Here is a 15,326-nt window from a genome sequence, read left to right on the forward strand (position 1 = left end):
GCCACTTCCGGGCCACCCGGAAGTGGCGGGAGTCACTCAACTGGCGTGCAGACATGCGTTGTTGGGCACGCGTGTGCGGGTAGGGCAGCGGCATGCATCAGGGACGGGTCAGCAACACCACGGCGTTCTGGCCGCCGAAACCGAAGGAGTTGCTGACGGCGACCTCCACGCCGGCCGGGCGGGCCTCCTTTACGACGACGTCCAGATCGATCTGAGGATCCTGGCTGTCCAGGTTCGCGGTCGGCGGGATCAGCTGCTGCTCCATGGTGAGGGCGGCGACGGCCACTTCGACGGCTCCCGAGGCCCCCAGCGAGTGGCCCGTCACGCCCTTGACCGAGGTCACCGCGGGCCGGCCACCGAGGACCCGGCGGATCAGCCGGGCCTCCATCAGGTCGTTCAGGGGCGTCGCGGTGCCATGAGCGTTGACATGGTCCACCGCGTGCGCGGCCACTCCCGCGTCCTTCAGGGCCGCGCGCAGCGCCAACTCCGCACCGGCGCCTCGGGGTTCCGGCGCGGTGGCGTTGTAGGCATCCGCCGAGGCCCCGTATCCGCTGATGTGGGCGCGGATGCGCGCTCCGCGGGCCCGGGCGCTCTCCGGACGTTCGAGGACCAGGACGGCGGCGCCCTCGGCCGGCACGAAGCCGTCGCGGTCGACGTCGAACGGGCGGGAGGCCGCCGTGGGGTCGCCGCGACGCCGGGACAGCGCGCCCATCTGCTCGAAGCCCGAGATGATGGAGGGAACCAGACACGCCTCGGTGCCGCCGGTGAGCACCACGTCGCAGTGCCCGCCACGCAGCAGTTCGCGCGCCGCTCCCACGGCGGTGGCGCCCGATGCGCAGGCGGTGGCCGTCACGAAGTTGGGCCCGCGGGCGCCGATCTCCATGGCGACATAACCGGCCGGCATGTTGACGGCGAGCATGGGGATCAGCAGGGCGGACACCTTCCGCGGCCCCTGATCGAGGAGCACGCCGTGCTGCTTCTCCCAGGTCCCGGCCCCGCCGATGCCGCTGCCCAGCACCACGCCCACCCGCGCGCCCGCATCGCCCTCCCAGTCCGCCGGGCGCAGGCCCGCGTCCGCGAGAGCTTCGGCCGCGGCGGCAACCGCGAACTGGCTGCTGCGGTCCAGGCGCCATGCCTTGCGTCCGCCGATCACCGCGGCCGGATCGAAGTCGGGTATCCAGCAGCCGATGTCGGCGGGGATGCCCGCGAGCCCGGGGACCTGCCGCGCGGCGGTGCCGGACGCGGCCTTGATGCGGTCCCAGGAGGCGGCGGTGTCGAGGCCGGCGGCGGTCACCATGCCGATGCCCGTGACCGCCGCGTCGTACCCGCCGGCGGGTACGGTCATCGGACCGTCACCAGCTTGGCGTCGAGTATCCCCGCCGTGTGCGCCATGGTGCTCGTCGCCTGCAGTTCGTCGTCGGTGAGGGTGATGTCGAACTCCTCCTGTGCGGCGAGGGTCAGCTCCACGAGTGCCAGTGAGTCCAGTTCCAGGTCCGCGAAGGTGCTCTCCGGTGAGACCTCGTCGGCCTCGACACCGAAGCCCTTGGTCAGCAGGCCCACGAAGCGGTCGTAGGTGGTGGTGGCGGTCATGTCGTGCTCCTTGATGAGTGGGTGCGGGTGGACGGGAGACAGGTGCGGTGTGCTCATGCGGGGGTGAGGGCCGGCCAGCGGAGGGCGCAGGCGCCCCACGTGAGGCCGCCGCCGAAGGCCGTGAGTACGGTGCGGTGGCCGGGCGTCAGCGTGCCGGTGGCCGCGGCGTGCGCGAGGGCCAGCGGGATGGAGGCGGCCGCGGTGTTGCCGACCTGGTCGAGATGGACCGGGCAGCGGTGGCGCGGGAGCCGCATCCGGTCCGCCACCGCGTGCAGGATCCGTAAGTTGGCCTGGTGCGCGACGAGTCGGTCGATGTCGTCCGTGGTCCAGCCGGCCCGACTCGCCGCGGTCAGCGCGGCGTCGGCCATGCGCTGCACGGCGCTGCGGAAGACGGCCTTGCCCGCCATCCGGAAGTACGGGTCCGGGTCCACGGGACCACCCGTGCCGAAGTCCGCGCCGGACGTGTGCAGCGGCTCGCGGGAGCCGCCCGAGCGGACGGTGATGAGCTCGCTGCCCGTGCCGTCGCTTCCGAGCACCGGCGTGCCGAGCGCGCCGGGCTCCGTCGCGCCACCGGACCGCAGCACCACCGCTCCGGCGCCGTCGCCGAAGATGGCGCGCGTGGAGCGGTCGGCTGGGTCGAGGATGCGGGAGTACGTGTCCGCGCCGATGACCAGCACGCTGCCCACCGTGCCCGCGGCGATCAGCCCGGCACCGGCGGCCAGGGCGTACAGGAATCCGGTGCAGACCGCGCCCACGTCGAAGGAGGCCACGGTGCCGAGTCCGAGCCGGGCCGCCACCAGCGGGGCGGTGGCCGGGCAGGGGCGGTCCGGGGTGGTGGTGGCAAGGACCACCCCGTCCACGGCATCGCGGCCCGCGGATTTCAGCGCCCTCCGGCCCGCCTCCACCGCGAGATCCGAGGTGGCGAGGGGCGGGGTGGCGACGAAGCGGGTCCCGATCCCGGTACGGCTGCGGATCCAGTCGTCGGACGTGTCCAGTTCGCGGGCCAGGTCGTCATTGGTGACCGCCTGGGGCGGAAGCCAGGTGCCGAGGCCGCACAGCACCGCTGCCGGGGCGTTCACCGGGCTTCCCGGGGCGACGCGGCGCGGTCGAGACCGGCCGCGGTCCGGCTCACCTCGCCGAGGTGGTCGGCGACCATGATGTAGGAGCGCAGCAGCCGCTCCTCGGCGTACGGCAGGCCGCCGCGCACCAGGTAGTCCTTCACCAGCGGCTGGGCGCGGCGCAGATTCCTGCGGGGCATGGACGGGAACAGGTGGTGTTCGATCTGGTAGTTGAGCCCGCCGTAGAAGAAGTCCGTGATCCGGTTGGGTGCCAGGTTGCGCGAGGTGATCACCTGCCGGGTGAGCCAGTCGAGTTCCTCCTCCGTGCCGTCGCGTACGGGCTGACCCTTGTGGTTGGGGGCGAACAGCAGGCCCATATAGAAGCCGAAGAGCGCCTGGTGGACGACGATGAAGGCCACGGCGATGGCTGCCGGGAGGACCATCAGGACCGCGGTCAGATAGACGGCCAGGTGGAGTGTCACCAGGGTCAGGTCGAGGGCGACGTGACGCTTCAGTGCGCCCTTGCGTGCCGCCACGTATCCGGAGGCGTGCAGGCGCAGTCCTTCCATGAGGATGAGCACGTAGAACATCCACGCCTGATGCCGCACGATGTACCGGCCGACGGCTCCGGTGCGTTTGGTGCGGTCCTTGGCGTCGAAGATCACCTGTCGGCGGAGGATGTCCGGGTCCAGCGAGAGGTGGTTGGGGTAGTTGTGGTGCTTGGTGTGGTGGGCGACCCACCAGCCGAAGCTCACGCCGGTGAGCAGATTGCCGTGGGTGTACCCGATCACCTCGATGGCCCGCCGGTTCCGGAAGATCTGGCGGTGGCCGGCGTCGTGCCCGATGAGGTCGGTCTGCCCGCAGCACACCGCGAGGAAGGCTGCCACGGCCAGTTGCCACCAGCTGTCGCCGAGCAGCACGAAGCAGGTCCAGCCGGCGGCGAGGAGCAACAGGTTTGTGATGATCTTGAAGGCGTAGTAGCCGGGTCGGGAGTCCAGGAGGCCGGCTTCCCGCACCAGGCGGGTGATCTCCTGCATGTTCGCGGGGCTTTGCGGCGCCGTGGCCAGGGGGCGCGGGGTGCCGTCCAGGGAGCTCATATCGCCTCCTGCAGGCCCATGTAGGCCAGCCGGGTCCGCTGCAGGTGCGCGGCCCATGCGTGGGCGGTGTCGAGGCGTTCGCGCGCGGTGGTGTCCGCCAGGCGACGGCCTGGCCAGATCTCGTAGTCGCCCAGGAGACCGGCGTGCCGCTCGATGCCCTGCTGGAAGAGCTCCTCGCGGTGTGCCAGCACCTCGGTGGTCGGCAGCTTGTCCCACAGGGCGTAGCCCTCCTGGATCAGCTCCAGGAGCCGCGCCTTGTCCTGCGGGCGTGCACGGAGGTGGTCGCGGACGATGGTGCTGCCGACCGTGAGATGCCGGATCTCGTCGATTCCGGCGCCCCGCTCGATGTCGGCTGCCGCCGGGTCGAACATCCGCCACTTGCGCTCGCTGAGCTCGGCGGCCGGCGCCAGCACGCCCTCGACCAGGACGGTGAGGACCAGTACGCCGCCGATGAAGTCGCGCTCGTCGCGCAGTACGCGCAGCCCGAAGTCCTCCAGAGGGACGAGGATCCGCTCCTCGTCGGCGGCCGCGAGGCGGGCCACGGTGTCCCCCAGCTCCGCACGGGACACGCCGAGGTCGAGCAGGTGGTCGCGGAAGACCATGGCGTGCCGGGCCTCGTCGAGCAGCTGGGTCGCGTAGAACTCCATGCTGTCGGTGTCGGGCGCGAGCGCCGTCAGATAACCGATGGCCCGGGTGGCCTTCTCCTCTGCGATGGAGCGGTAGGCGAGCTCCTGGGTGAGTGCGCTGTTGAGCGGGCCGGGCGCACTGACCACGGGCAGCGGCCGTACGTTCGCGGCGTGGCCCGAGACGTTGCCGCGCAAGGTGCCGTGCGGTACGGCGCTGAGCCAGTACCGCACGTTGCAGACGGCCGGGGTGAGTTCGAGGCGTTCCGCGCCGTCCAGGAGCGACGGAGCCGTGTCCCGGTCGGCCTCGGCGGGAACGGCCGCCGGCACGGTCCTCGGTGCCGGTTCAGTGGTCGGTGTCGTCATGACGAGTCCCTTTCGATCTGGGCTACGGGGCCGGGGTGGAGGTCGTAGGCGAAATTGACCAGCGGGGCGGCACCGGTGTGGACCGCCGATACGACCTCCGCGACCACCAGTTCGTGGTCGCTGAGCGCGATGGTGAGCTTCGGCCGGCACTCCAGCCACGCCACCGATCCGCTGAGCCGCGGCACGTCGTCGCCCGGGTCGCCGAGCCAGGCGTCCGGCGGCAGCTGCCCCAGACCGCGGGGCCTGCCGCGGCGGGCGAAGTGCCGGGCGAGGGGCTCCTGCGTCGCCGCCAGTCCATTGGCGACGAATGCCGGGCTGTTCGCCAGGGCGCGCAGTCCCCGGCTGCCGCGGCGCAGCGCCACACAGGCCATCGGGGGGTCGCCGGGGACGGTGCTGAACGTGCTGACCGTCACCCCCTCGGCCGCCTCGCCCACCCCGCAGGTGAGGACCGTCACTCCGGTGACGAAGTGACGCATCGCGGTGAGGACGGCGGTGTCGCCGGCTGCACGGGCCGTCGCGGGAGCGCGTCGGGTGGTCACGGCCATGGCAACGGGTCCCGGCTCGTGGCGTCGCTGCCGGCGGCCACCGCGTCCGCCGCCGCGAACTCACCGCGGAAACGGCGGTACGCCTGGTGCGTGACGGGCTCGAAGCGCAGGGCGAACGGCTTGAGGTAATTGCCGAACAGCGCCCTGTCGCCGCACAGGTGGATGGGCAGCGCGAGCAGCGCCCACTCGAAGCCCCACAGCCAGATCCACCCCAGCACCAGCAGGCCCTGGGTGACCATGGAGTGCATGGTGTTGTAGGCGACGTAATAGCCCTTGCCGATCTGGCCCTCGTGGCGTCGGTACTGGATGGCGCCCGGGAGGTATCCGATCAGGTCGATATAGGTGAAGAGGACCAGGGCCGGGAGCCACCGCACCTGATCGAGGTGGACGAAGAACAAGACGGTGGCGACGACGAGACCGAGCCCGTACTCCGCCCGTATCAGCCGCGCGGTCACCGGCGTCATGAACAGGTTCTTGGTGTCCATCAGCCGGCCTGCCGAGAAGGGGCGGGAGCCGGCGGCGCGGCCGGAACGGGTCCCACGGCGCGGGCCAGCGCCTGGTCGCCCAGCACCGCGCCCGAAGGGAACAGGCCGAGCACCACCTGGGCGATGGTCTCCTTGATGACCCGCTCGGCCACCGGCTCCAGGATGCCCGCCAGGCTGGGGATACCGAAGTCGAAGGCCGCGTGGAAGCCGACCCGTGCCTCGCCGCCCGCGGCGGTGATGCGCCACGTGCCTTCGAACACCTCGAAGTCACCGTCGAGTTGTTCGAAGGTGATGGCGAGCGCCGGCCGGTAGAAGTGGTCGGCCTCGGTCCAGCGCAGGATGCCGTTGCGGAAGTACACCTCCCAGGCGCTGGTCTCCTCCGTCTCGCTGAGGTCGTGGACGGTGACCGACAGGACCACCGGGGCGAGTTCGGGATAACGGGCGAATTCCGCGACCCGGTCGTACACCGCTTCCGCGGCGATACCGGGGACGCCGATGGTCACATCAACGCTGCGCATGGGCGGCGCCACCTTCGTGAGTCTGGATGTCCGGGACATAGCGGGCTGCCTGCACACGGCAGGCACGTTCGAACGCCGCGAGGAGGAACCGCACCTCCGCGGGGCTGAGGACGGCGGGCGGGGTGAAACGCAGCACCAGGTGGGAGTTGAGCGAGTGGTTCGCCACCACGCCCTGCCGGATCAGCTCGACCAGCAGGTCGCCGGCCGGCCCGGGACCGGCGAACTCGACGCCGATGAGCAGCCCCTGGCCGCGCACCTCCCGTACGAGATCGCCGAAACACTCCCGCGCGATCCGGCCGATCCCGGCCAGGAGCACTCCGCCCAGCTCGCGGGCGCGGGCCACCAGGTCCTCCTCCTCGATGGCCCGCAGCGCGCCACGCACGGCGGCCATCGCCAGCGGCATGCCGGAGAAGGTGGAGGTGTGCAGATACGGGTCCCGGTCGAAGGCGCCGAACACGTCCGCCGCCGCGATGACCGCAGAGACGGGCATGATGCCGCCGCCGAGGCCTTTGCCGGCAAGGAGCAGGTCCGGGGTGAGCCCTTCCTCGTCCGCTCCCCACCAGGAGCCGAGCCGGCCGAGTCCGGTCTGGATCTCGTCCAGGACGAAGAGCGCGTCATGGGCGCGGCACAGCTCCTGGACCGTGCGCAGATAGCCGGGTGGCGGCAGCACAACGCCCGCCTCGCCCTGGACCGGCTCGATCACCACGCAGGCGCGGCCGGATGCCGCGTCGAGCCGTTCGGCCAGCGCTTCGGCGTCGCCGTACGGCACATGGCAGATGCCGGGGAGCAGGGGGCGGAACGGCTCCTTGAACAGGTCCGCGCCGGTGAGGCCGAGCGCGCCCATGGTCTTCCCGTGGTAGCCGCCGTGCGTGGCGATCAGCCGGTCCTTGCCCAGGGTTCGGGCGATCTTGATGGCGGCCTCCACGGCCTCCGCGCCCGAACAGGCGAAGTGCACCCGGTCGAGTCCTGCCGGCGCCTTGGCCACCAGCGCGTCGGCGGCCAACGCCGCCTGGGGTTCGAGAAGGACGCGGGTGGCCACCGGGTTGCGGTGCAGTTGCTCGGTGACGTGGGCTACGACGACGGGGTGCCGGGCGCCCATCAGGAGGACTCCGTAGCCGCCGCAGTTGAGCAGCCGCCGTCCGGTCGCGGTGGTCACCCAGGCGCCTTGCGACTCTGTTTCCAGCTCGCCGCCCAGCAGTTCGCCGAGGGTGGCGCGGCCCTTGCTCAGGCGGGTCCGGTACAGTCGGCCGATTTCTTCGCGGCCCGGCGGCTGCGCGGGCCCGGCGGCAGTGGTCATGGCGCTCCTCATGACAGCCGCAGCGGATGGCCGGCGGCGTGTTCGAGCCAGGGGTCGGCGAAGCTGGAGCGGGACGGCGGGTGGAAGGACAGGCCGTGCGAGGCGGCAGCCAGACAGGCGATGTCGGGCGAGCCGATGAAGGCCGTCCCGCCGAGCAGCTCCACGGCGCGGGCCACGACCTCGCGGATCAGGTCCTGCGCGCCGTAGCGCGCGACCAGGGCACGGGCGAGTCCCTCGTCGCCCACCGCCTTGTCCATGATCATGTGGGCGGTGCCCTCGGTGAGCAGCGTCGCCGTCTCGCAGCGGGTGAGCAGCTCGGCCCGTTCGGTGTTCGTGCCGCGGCCGCCGGCCAGGACGCGTTCGACCAAGGCACCGGCCATTCCGGCGTACGAGGCGGTGATGAGCAGTTCGAACCAGATGAGGCCGACGGTCTGGAGCTCGTCCAGCTCGCCTGTCTCGCCGGGCTCGGTGCGCATCAGCTGCTGTTCGTCGACGAAGACGTCCCGCAGCCGCACCTCGTCGCTCTCCGCGCCGGCCAGAGCCCAGCTCGACCAGAACGGCTCCACGGTCAGCCCCTCCGCCTGCCGCGGTACGAGCACCACCGCCATGTCGCTCGTGCCGTCCGCGTTCGGCAGCGCGGCACTGGCGGTGAGCAGGTCCATGGAGCGAGAGAGGCTGCAGGGCTTCTTCGACCCGCTGATGCGGTAGCCCTCTCCGTCCGGCCGTGCCAGGACCGTGGGGCTGAGGATGCCCTGGCCGGGGCGTCCCTCGGCGAAACCCGAGGCGACCAGGAGCCGCTGTTCGACGATCCCTTCCAGCAGCGCCCACTCCACACCGGCGCTCTGCGGGCTGTCGGCGAGCGCGAACAGGGTGGCCACGGAGAAGTGGTGCATGGTGGTGGCCACCGCGAGAGACGGGGCGACGGCGGCCAGCGCCCGTGTGACGTCCACGGCTTGCAGCGGTGTGGCACCGCTTCCCGAGTAAGTACGGGGGATGACGAGACCTGGGCCGCCATGCGTCCGGAAGAGGCCGATGGCCGGGCTGCCCGGACGTTCCAGATCAGCCAGCGGAATGTCGTCGAGTGCGGCCAGCAAGCCGGGCAGGAACTCTTCGCAGGTGCGGCGGGCGGTGTTCATCGAGCGCATGGCGTCGTCTCCTTGTGGACGTCCGGCCGCGAGCGGCTGCCGTTGCCGAGGCGCTCGTCGACCAGGTTCTGCCAGGCGCCGAAGACCGCGTCCCGGGGCCGGGAGCCCGGGCTGACGCTCACACCCTGGAGGTGCGAGGTCCGCAGGATCGGGTAGTTGGCCTCGCCGAATACGCCTCCGGTCAGCCCGGTGCCGCCGTGCGTGGGCATATACGGCAGGAAGCCGATGTGCGAGTCGTTCACCTTGAGCAGGCCGCCGGTGTGGACGCGGGCGGTGAACTCGTCGATGACGTCCGGGTCCTTGGCCCACAGCGAGTTGCGCAGGCCGTAGCGGTTGGAGTTGACGAAGCCGATGAAGGTGGCCATCAGCTCGGTGTCCGGCGCGGATTCGGCGACGATCACGGGCAGCAGCGGAAAGAACGTCTCGTGCCGCACGGCGTGGAGTTCGCGTGCGCCTTCGACGCCGCGCACCAGGATCACGGTCGGCTCCAGGAAGATGCCGCCCGGGTCGCGGAGTTCGTCGAGCTGCATCGGGTGGCCGCCGCAGACCACCTTGGCGCCCTTGGAGCGGGCGTCTTCCAGGCAGCTGAAGAACTTCTCGTTGCGCAGTACGGGCGTCAGCAGCACGTCGGGCTCCCATGGGTAGCCCGGCCGGATGTGGCCGATCTGCCGCACAAGGGACGCGACGAGCGCGTCCGCCACATCGGGGTGCACCAGCACCTGGTTGGGAATCATGCACAGTTGCCCGGAGCCGTAGAAGCTCTCGGTGAGGGCCTCGGCCGCGAGGTCGATGTCGGCGTCTTTCCATACGGTGACGACGTCGTTGCCCGCCAGTTCCAGGATCGGCTTCTTGCCGGCGGCGATGCAGCGTGCCTCGAACTTCAGCCCCGCGTCGCTGCTGCCGAAATAGATGATGTCGTTCACCGCGGGATGCTCCAGCCAGCAGCTCAGCATCGGCGCCGGATCGCCGCAGACGACGTTCAGCGTGCCCGGCGGAGCGCCGCACTCCGCGAGGACGGGGGCCACGATCTCCTGCATGACGTACATGACGCCCAGCGGCGCGCTGCGCGGGGCCCGCACCACCAGTGCGTTGCCGGCCATCAGCGCCGTCACGCCCAGAAGGGCACTGGACAGGGGCGCGTTCTGCGGCGGGTTGAGGCAGACCACTCCGTCGGGCTGCCGGCGCACCTGGAGGCGGCGCTCGCCGCGATGGAACTCCTGCAGCATCTGGGACCGGTAGAAGCTGACCGACTCCGGGCCGAAGCACTCCAGCATGCCGGAGACCTGCCACCGCGCCAGTGCCAGGGGGTGCCCTTCCTCGACCAGGACGGCGACTATGTCCTCGGCGTGGTCGGCGAGGCGGGCGTGCAGCAGCCGGCCCACGGTCTCGATGCGGGTCTGCGGCGGAACGGCGCCCCAGGCGGGTACGGCCGCGGCCGCGGCTTCGACGGCGCGCTGGACCGTGGCGCGATCGGCCTTGGCGACGCGTCCGACGACGGTCGACGGGAGGTCGTGCGGGGGGATGCGGCCCTGTTCCAGTTTCCGTTTGAGTGCCAGGCTCGCGAAGACGTCGTCCAGCAAGGAATCCGCGCTGAGCACGTAGACCCATTCCTCGCCGGGCACGTGTCGCGCGTTTACATAGGATGAATAGTTGCGGTACATGGCGGCGAGCATGGCAAGAATTACTGAAGGCCAACTGAAAATCCGCTGAGACCGCTGTGCCAGTAAGTTCCGGCGGCCTTCGGATAGGTTGGCCGATATTGTCCGCCTGATGGAGAGCGTGCGACAGATGAACCGAGTGCCGAATATATTGCAAGCGTGCACGGAGGGCCCCGAAGCCGCAGAGCTGGCGCTGACCGCGATTCAGAAATACGCGGACAACCCCAGCGCTTTCCTGGCACTGAACGCCGGCAACAAGATGTTCATCGGTGACGGAGGTGCGCTCGTCGCCCACCGGGAGGCGGGGGGCTTCTTAGTTCAGTTCGGTGGCGCATTCGGGCCTCCGGCACGACAGGCGGCGGCACTCCGGGACTTCAAGGAGTATGCGCGTGCACGAAAACGCGCGATCGTCAGCATTCAATTGCAGCGCGCCGACGCCGAATTATATTCGACTGCGGGGTTCGTCCTCAATCAGGTGGGGTCCTCCTATGCCGTCCGGCTGCCCGAATTCACGCTGCGCGGCACGCGGTTCATGAAGCTGCGCAACAAGATCTCGCGGGCCAGGCGTGACGGACTTGCCGTCCAGGAGGTCTCGTTCGCGGAACACCGGGACAGTGTCGGGCGGATCGACGAAGCGTGGCTGCGCGGCAAAGGCAGGCACGTCAAGGAGATCGAGTTCCTGGTAGGGCAGACCGGCGGGCCGGTGCAGCGGCACCGGCGGCTGTTCCTGGGGACGCTCGGCGGCAGGCCGCTGGCCTATATCTCCTACTCTCCCGCGTTCGGATCCCGCCCCGGCTGGCTGCACGATCTCAGCCGACGCATGCCGGACGCCGGACCCGGGGTGATGGAGGCCATCAACGCCACCGCCCTGGAGGCGTTCACGCGTGAGCAGGCCGAGTGGCTGCACTTCGGGTTCACGCCCTTCACCGGCCTGGACGCGGCACATGAACTGACGCCGAGCAGCGCCCTGACGGGAAAACTCCTGCGCTTCCTCGCGGAAAAGGGGGAGTCCGTCTACCCGGCCGCCAGTCAGCTCGCGTACAAGAGCAAGTGGGACCCGCAGTTGGTACTGCCCGAGTATCTGGCCTTCGAGGGGGGCGCCAGTCTGCGCGCCGTATGGCGCATACTCCGGCTGACCAAATCCATCTGAGTAACTGTCACATCTGATCCCGTCTCAGGCACCGCGCAGCAGCGCCCCCTCCTGCTGAAGGATCTGCCTGAACCGCCGTTGCATTCCCGGGCCCGGCTCGATGCCCAGTTCCGCGCCCAGGTTGTGCTGGACCCTGCGGTAGGCACTGAGGGCGTCCGCCTGCCTGCCGGAGCGGTACAGGGCGGTCATGAGCTGTTCGCAGAAGCGCTCACGCAAGGGGTGCTGGGTCAGCAACTGCTCGAGTTCCGGGATCACCTGCCAGTGCCTGCCGAGCCTCAAGTGTGCCTCGACGAACAACTCCCGGCCGATCAGCCTGGTTTCCTCGAGCCGCGTATACGCGATGCGGCAGATCATGCCGTTCCCCGTATCCATGAGGGCCGGCCCCCGCCATTCGGAGAACGCATCGGTGAGCAGCTTGATGGCGAGTTCGCAATCCGCGTTCAGGTGTTGGCCGGCCGCCTCCACGGCATCCGAGAAGCGCAATGCGTCGACGTCCGCCGGTTCGACGTCGAGCAGATATCCGGAGCGGGTCGTACGGATGACATGGCGGGCCTTGGGCTTGCCGGTCTGTTCGGTGAGGACACGGCGTAACCGCGCGACATGTGACTGCAGGGAGTTGTCCGCGGTTTTCGGAGGTTGATCTCCCCAGAGCTCGTCCAGCAGATCAAGGGCCGGTACCGGGGTGCCAGGTGTGACAGCAAGTGCCGCCATAATCGTTCTGAGCTTCTCCCCCGGCAGCTGGATGGGAATGTCTTCCTCGATCACATGGAGCGGCCCAAGTAGCCTTACCTGCATGTGAACCCCCGTTTTTCTGCCACATGGGAAGTGACTGACGTGTGTTCTCGCCCATACTTCGTTGTGCGGGCGCACCCGGATTGGTGGGAGACACACTTCGGTTGAACTCATGCAATCGTTGCGGAGCGACGGCCCGGGTTACACCTCAGTAACGGGTGTTTCGGGTCGCGTCGAGGTGATCCACCAGGCGGTGGATCACCGCGGCGGCCACGCTCCGGCCGCCGGCCTCGCCGGCCCGCGGCGGCACGTCGACGTACAACGCGCCGTGCCGCAGAGCGAGGTCGCGGGTGCGCTCCGCCAGGATTCGCAGCCGTCGCCGCGGTCCGCTCCGCTGCTCCTCGGCCGGCGCGGCGGAAAGGCCCGGCCCGCACGGACCGAGGGTGAGCACATCGGCCCCGGAGCTGCGGAGCGGACCCACGATCCTGTTCAGCTCCGCCTCTACGGCGTCGATGTCGAAGGGCTCGCGCACCACCTCTCGGCCACCGGCGACGACCGCGGCCAGGTCTCCCCGGAACGCCAGCGCTCTGGCCAGTTGACCGGCCCGGACCTGGGCCGTCGAAAGCTCGTGCCGGCCCAGGTTGAGATAGGCGAGGTCCGGGCGGACCGACCTCAGCGCCTCGGCCACCTGGTCCGCCCAGCCCGGGTCGCCGGAACCGCGGGCGGGCCCGGGGCCCTCGGCGCCGCCGCCCAGCACGATGAAGCGCCGCCAGGGCATGCGGGCGAGGGAGGCCGACTCGTGGCGCGGCGGGTCGTGGTCGAAGACCGTCACGGCTGTGCTTCCTTGCCGGCGACGGTGCCGGCGGCGAGCGTCGGCGCGGCGGTCCGCACGGCGTGCGGCGCGGGGAGGCCGCGGCGCCGGGCGAAGCCGAGGCCCAGCAGGCCCGCGACGGCAGCCGTGGCACAGCAGAAGAACACCACGTGGCGGTACGGGGCAGGGTCGGACGAGGTCGCCACGGGCAGGATGGCGGCCAGCGCCGCGATGCCCAGAGCTCCGCCGATCTGCCGTACCGCCAGGTTGAGTCCGGTGGCACCGGCGAAGTCCGCCGGCTCCACGGACAAGGCCGCCACGCTGGACACCCCGGTGCTGACGGCGCCGATGCCGGCACCGGCCAGCAGGCCGACCGGGATCCACATGCTCCACAGGGCGGGCTGAGAGGAGAGCGTCAGGCCCAGCCACAGTCCGGCCGCGACCAGCGTCAACGCGCCGCAGAACACCACCAGATGCGGGCGGCTCTTGCTCAGGGAGCGTCCCACCATCACCGCGACCGCCGCGGACAGCAGCGCCCCCGGCGTCATCGACAGACCGGCCGTGATCCACGGGTAATGCCATACGTCCACCAGGAAGAGCGCCCCGACCAGGAGCCAGGCGTACAGCGCCGCACCGAAGAACAGAGAGACGAGGTTGGCCAGCGCGAACGGCCTGCTGCGCCACAGCCTGGTCTGCAGGGCAGGCCGCGGGTGCCGCCTGGCACGCAGCAGGGCCCATGCCGACAGTACGAGGCCCGCGATGAGGGTGCCCAGCGTGCGCGGGTCGGCCCAGTGCCACTCCCGCCCCTGGGTGACACCGAGCACGAGGAGCCCGGTGCCGGCCGTGAGAAGCAGCGTGCCGAGCGGGTCGGGAAGCCCCTGCCCGCCGTGTGCCGGTGCGCGTACGGCCCTGATCCCGGCGAGCAGGGCGAGGCCCAGGGGGACGTTGACGAGGAACACCGCGCGCCAGCCGGCCGCGTCGATGAGGATGCCGCCGAGGCTGGGCCCCGCCGCGGCCGCGGCGGAGGCCGCGGCGCTCCACAGCCCGATCGCCGCCCCTCTGCGCCGCGGGTCCACATCGGCGAGGAGCACGGCGAGGGAGGCCGGGATCATGGCCGCCGCTCCCAGCGCCTGCAACCCCCGTGCGACGAGGAGCGCCGGGAGGGCGGGGGCCACGGCGCACAGCATCGAGGCGACGGTGAACAGGCCCATGCCGGCGATGTACAGACGGCGTCGCCCCAGCACGTCGGCGAGGCGTCCCGCGGGGGCGAGGAACGCGGCGAACACGATGGCGTACAAGGAGATGACCCAGGTCAGGTCGGTCACCGAGGCGGCGGGGAAGCTGCGTTGCAGGTCGGTCACCGCGAGGTTGGCCACGGTGGCGTCCAGGATCGACAGGAAGATCGCGCCCGCCGCGAGCGTCACCACGACCGGGTAACTCGGCTGTCCGCGGGCCGCATCGGGGTTCCGGCTCATGCGGTTTCACCCTTCGTCGTACGGCCCTGGAGTGGCGGCCGCTGTCCGCTCCAATCTGGCAAGCTCCGGGGGCGTGCGCTGGCAGGAATCCGACGCCATCCATGCTCCTCGGCGTGCCGGATCAGCAGTGGATCCGCGCCCACCACCACCGGATGGCCCACGGCTCGCAGCATCGCCAGGTCGGAGGCGTGATCGCCGTAGGCATGACAGCGGGCCGCGGGGATCCCGCGCGCACGGAGCAGGGCGCGTACCGCGGCGGCCTTCTCCTCGCCGACCATCGCGACGTCGAGCTTGCCGGTCAGGATTCCCCCGACCGACTCGGGACGGGCGCAGAGCAACTCGTCGGCACCGAGCCACTCCACGACGGGATCCAGGCAAGGCGCGAAGGACCCCGAGACGAGCACGACCGTGTCGCCGCGGCGCCGGTGCTTGCGCAGCGCTGCCACGGTGGCGGTCAGGAACAGGTCGCCGACGCGGACTTCCGCGGCGAACCAGGCACGGCCCTGGGCGGCGAGCTCTTGGGCGTCGCAGCCGGCGTAGAGGCGGTAATACGCGCGGGTCAGCTCGGAACGGGAAGCACCGCGCGCCGCGAGGGCCCGCAGACCGCGCACCGCCTCGTCTAAGGCCGGGCGTGGCCGGCCGGCGGTCCGCCAGTGGTGGCGCAGGAAGCGGGACATGCTGTTGACCGAGATCAGCGTCTCGTCGACGTCGAAGAAGGCGGCGGCGAGCGGAGCCGAAGACGGGGTCGGGTGCGCGTGCGGGGGCTCGGTCATCGC

At 70.8% G+C, this 15,326-nt stretch carries 16 protein-coding genes; 1 reads left to right on the top strand and 15 read right to left on the bottom strand.

Annotated elements, in window-relative coordinates; all coding sequences use genetic code 11:
* Positions 1 to 97 precede the first annotated feature (97 nt).
* From AB0I66_RS03455 to AB0I66_RS03505, 11 genes are read right to left on the bottom strand one after another with little or no spacing between them, the layout of a single operon-like run.
* The gene (locus AB0I66_RS03455; protein ID WP_363205988.1) at positions 98 to 1,345 is read right to left on the bottom strand and encodes a beta-ketoacyl-[acyl-carrier-protein] synthase family protein; all 1,248 of its coding nucleotides are present in this window, start codon (positions 1,343 to 1,345) and stop codon (positions 98 to 100) included.
* A complete protein-coding gene (locus AB0I66_RS03460; protein WP_363205989.1) occupies positions 1,342 to 1,590 on the bottom strand; it encodes a phosphopantetheine-binding protein in 249 nt (82 codons plus the stop codon). Before AB0I66_RS03460 ends, AB0I66_RS03455 begins: the two co-directional genes overlap by 4 nt.
* A 53-nt stretch (positions 1,591 to 1,643) precedes the next feature.
* Positions 1,644 to 2,669: a beta-ketoacyl-ACP synthase III gene (locus AB0I66_RS03465; RefSeq protein WP_363205990.1), complete on the bottom strand. Its 1,026-nt coding sequence runs from the start codon at positions 2,667 to 2,669 to the stop codon at positions 1,644 to 1,646.
* Positions 2,666 to 3,745: an acyl-CoA desaturase gene (locus AB0I66_RS03470; RefSeq protein ID WP_363205991.1), complete on the bottom strand. Its 1,080-nt coding sequence runs from the start codon at positions 3,743 to 3,745 to the stop codon at positions 2,666 to 2,668. Before AB0I66_RS03470 ends, AB0I66_RS03465 begins: the two co-directional genes overlap by 4 nt.
* Positions 3,742 to 4,734: a VlmB-like protein gene (locus AB0I66_RS03475; protein WP_363205992.1), complete on the bottom strand. Its 993-nt coding sequence runs from the start codon at positions 4,732 to 4,734 to the stop codon at positions 3,742 to 3,744. Before AB0I66_RS03475 ends, AB0I66_RS03470 begins: the two co-directional genes overlap by 4 nt.
* Positions 4,731 to 5,279 (bottom strand): flavin reductase family protein, encoded by a 549-nt coding sequence (locus AB0I66_RS03480; RefSeq protein ID WP_363205993.1) that lies wholly within the window; start codon positions 5,277 to 5,279, stop codon positions 4,731 to 4,733. Before AB0I66_RS03480 ends, AB0I66_RS03475 begins: the two co-directional genes overlap by 4 nt.
* Positions 5,270 to 5,764, bottom strand: a complete 495-nt coding sequence (locus tag AB0I66_RS03485) for a hypothetical protein (RefSeq protein WP_363205995.1) — start codon at positions 5,762 to 5,764, stop codon at positions 5,270 to 5,272. Before AB0I66_RS03485 ends, AB0I66_RS03480 begins: the two co-directional genes overlap by 10 nt.
* A complete protein-coding gene (locus AB0I66_RS03490; RefSeq protein ID WP_363205996.1) occupies positions 5,764 to 6,282 on the bottom strand; it encodes an SRPBCC family protein in 519 nt (172 codons plus the stop codon). The genes AB0I66_RS03485 and AB0I66_RS03490 overlap by 1 nt, the downstream gene beginning before the upstream one ends.
* Entirely contained in the window at positions 6,269 to 7,579 is a 1,311-nt protein-coding gene (locus AB0I66_RS03495) for an aminotransferase class III-fold pyridoxal phosphate-dependent enzyme (protein ID WP_363205997.1), read from the bottom strand. Before AB0I66_RS03495 ends, AB0I66_RS03490 begins: the two co-directional genes overlap by 14 nt.
* Positions 7,580 to 7,587: 8 nt before the next feature.
* Positions 7,588 to 8,724, bottom strand: coding sequence for an acyl-CoA dehydrogenase family protein (locus tag AB0I66_RS03500; RefSeq protein WP_363205998.1), 1,137 nt, complete (start codon positions 8,722 to 8,724; stop codon positions 7,588 to 7,590).
* Positions 8,712 to 10,397 carry an aldehyde dehydrogenase gene (locus AB0I66_RS03505; protein WP_363205999.1) on the bottom strand — a complete coding sequence of 562 codons (1,686 nt, stop codon included), beginning with the start codon at positions 10,395 to 10,397 and terminating at the stop codon, positions 8,712 to 8,714. Before AB0I66_RS03505 ends, AB0I66_RS03500 begins: the two co-directional genes overlap by 13 nt.
* Before the next feature lie 97 nt (positions 10,398 to 10,494).
* Here AB0I66_RS03505 and AB0I66_RS03510 point away from each other — a divergent pair, with 97 nt between their 5' ends.
* A complete protein-coding gene (locus tag AB0I66_RS03510; protein ID WP_363206000.1) occupies positions 10,495 to 11,532 on the top strand; it encodes a DUF2156 domain-containing protein in 1,038 nt (345 codons plus the stop codon).
* Positions 11,533 to 11,556: 24 nt separating this feature from the next.
* On the opposite strand, the gene AB0I66_RS03515 is transcribed toward AB0I66_RS03510, so the two are convergent.
* The 4 genes from AB0I66_RS03515 to AB0I66_RS03530 form a co-directional block, all read right to left on the bottom strand.
* Positions 11,557 to 12,297, bottom strand: a complete 741-nt coding sequence (locus tag AB0I66_RS03515; RefSeq protein ID WP_363206001.1) for a BTAD domain-containing putative transcriptional regulator — start codon at positions 12,295 to 12,297, stop codon at positions 11,557 to 11,559.
* 175 nt (positions 12,298 to 12,472) lie between these two features.
* On the bottom strand, positions 12,473 to 13,096 hold the full coding sequence (locus AB0I66_RS03520; protein ID WP_363206002.1) for a GDSL-type esterase/lipase family protein: 624 nt from the start codon (positions 13,094 to 13,096) through the stop codon (positions 12,473 to 12,475).
* A complete protein-coding gene (locus AB0I66_RS03525; protein ID WP_363206003.1) occupies positions 13,093 to 14,550 on the bottom strand; it encodes an MFS transporter in 1,458 nt (485 codons plus the stop codon). Before AB0I66_RS03525 ends, AB0I66_RS03520 begins: the two co-directional genes overlap by 4 nt.
* Complete coding sequence (locus AB0I66_RS03530) at positions 14,547 to 15,323, bottom strand: HAD family hydrolase (RefSeq protein ID WP_363206004.1); 777 nt, start codon at positions 15,321 to 15,323, stop codon at positions 14,547 to 14,549. Before AB0I66_RS03530 ends, AB0I66_RS03525 begins: the two co-directional genes overlap by 4 nt.
* Positions 15,324 to 15,326 lie beyond the last annotated feature (3 nt).

Origin of the sequence: Streptomyces sp. NPDC050439 (genome assembly GCF_040655335.1) — a bacterium.
Classification (GTDB): domain Bacteria; phylum Actinomycetota; class Actinomycetes; order Streptomycetales; family Streptomycetaceae; genus Streptomyces.

What these genes read in the sequence shown, in the direction of transcription:
- AB0I66_RS03500 (WP_363205998.1), bottom strand. Translation starts at nt 8,724, where the DNA reads ATGCGCTCGATGAACACCGCCCGCCGCACCTGCGAAGAGTTCCTGCCC.
- AB0I66_RS03460 (WP_363205989.1), bottom strand. Translation starts at nt 1,590, where the DNA reads ATGACCGCCACCACCACCTACGACCGCTTCGTGGGCCTGCTGACCAAG.
- AB0I66_RS03525 (WP_363206003.1), bottom strand. Translation starts at nt 14,550, where the DNA reads ATGAGCCGGAACCCCGATGCGGCCCGCGGACAGCCGAGTTACCCGGTC.
- AB0I66_RS03485 (WP_363205995.1), bottom strand. Translation starts at nt 5,764, where the DNA reads ATGGACACCAAGAACCTGTTCATGACGCCGGTGACCGCGCGGCTGATA.
- AB0I66_RS03530 (WP_363206004.1), bottom strand. Translation starts at nt 15,323, where the DNA reads ATGACCGAGCCCCCGCACGCGCACCCGACCCCGTCTTCGGCTCCGCTC.
- AB0I66_RS03505 (WP_363205999.1), bottom strand. Translation starts at nt 10,397, where the DNA reads ATGCTCGCCGCCATGTACCGCAACTATTCATCCTATGTAAACGCGCGA.
- AB0I66_RS03455 (WP_363205988.1), bottom strand. Translation starts at nt 1,345, where the DNA reads ATGACCGTACCCGCCGGCGGGTACGACGCGGCGGTCACGGGCATCGGC.
- AB0I66_RS03510 (WP_363206000.1), top strand. Translation starts at nt 10,495, where the DNA reads ATGGAGAGCGTGCGACAGATGAACCGAGTGCCGAATATATTGCAAGCG.
- AB0I66_RS03490 (WP_363205996.1), bottom strand. Translation starts at nt 6,282, where the DNA reads ATGCGCAGCGTTGATGTGACCATCGGCGTCCCCGGTATCGCCGCGGAA.
- AB0I66_RS03470 (WP_363205991.1), bottom strand. Translation starts at nt 3,745, where the DNA reads ATGAGCTCCCTGGACGGCACCCCGCGCCCCCTGGCCACGGCGCCGCAA.
- AB0I66_RS03480 (WP_363205993.1), bottom strand. Translation starts at nt 5,279, where the DNA reads ATGGCCGTGACCACCCGACGCGCTCCCGCGACGGCCCGTGCAGCCGGC.
- AB0I66_RS03475 (WP_363205992.1), bottom strand. Translation starts at nt 4,734, where the DNA reads ATGACGACACCGACCACTGAACCGGCACCGAGGACCGTGCCGGCGGCC.
- AB0I66_RS03495 (WP_363205997.1), bottom strand. Translation starts at nt 7,579, where the DNA reads ATGACCACTGCCGCCGGGCCCGCGCAGCCGCCGGGCCGCGAAGAAATC.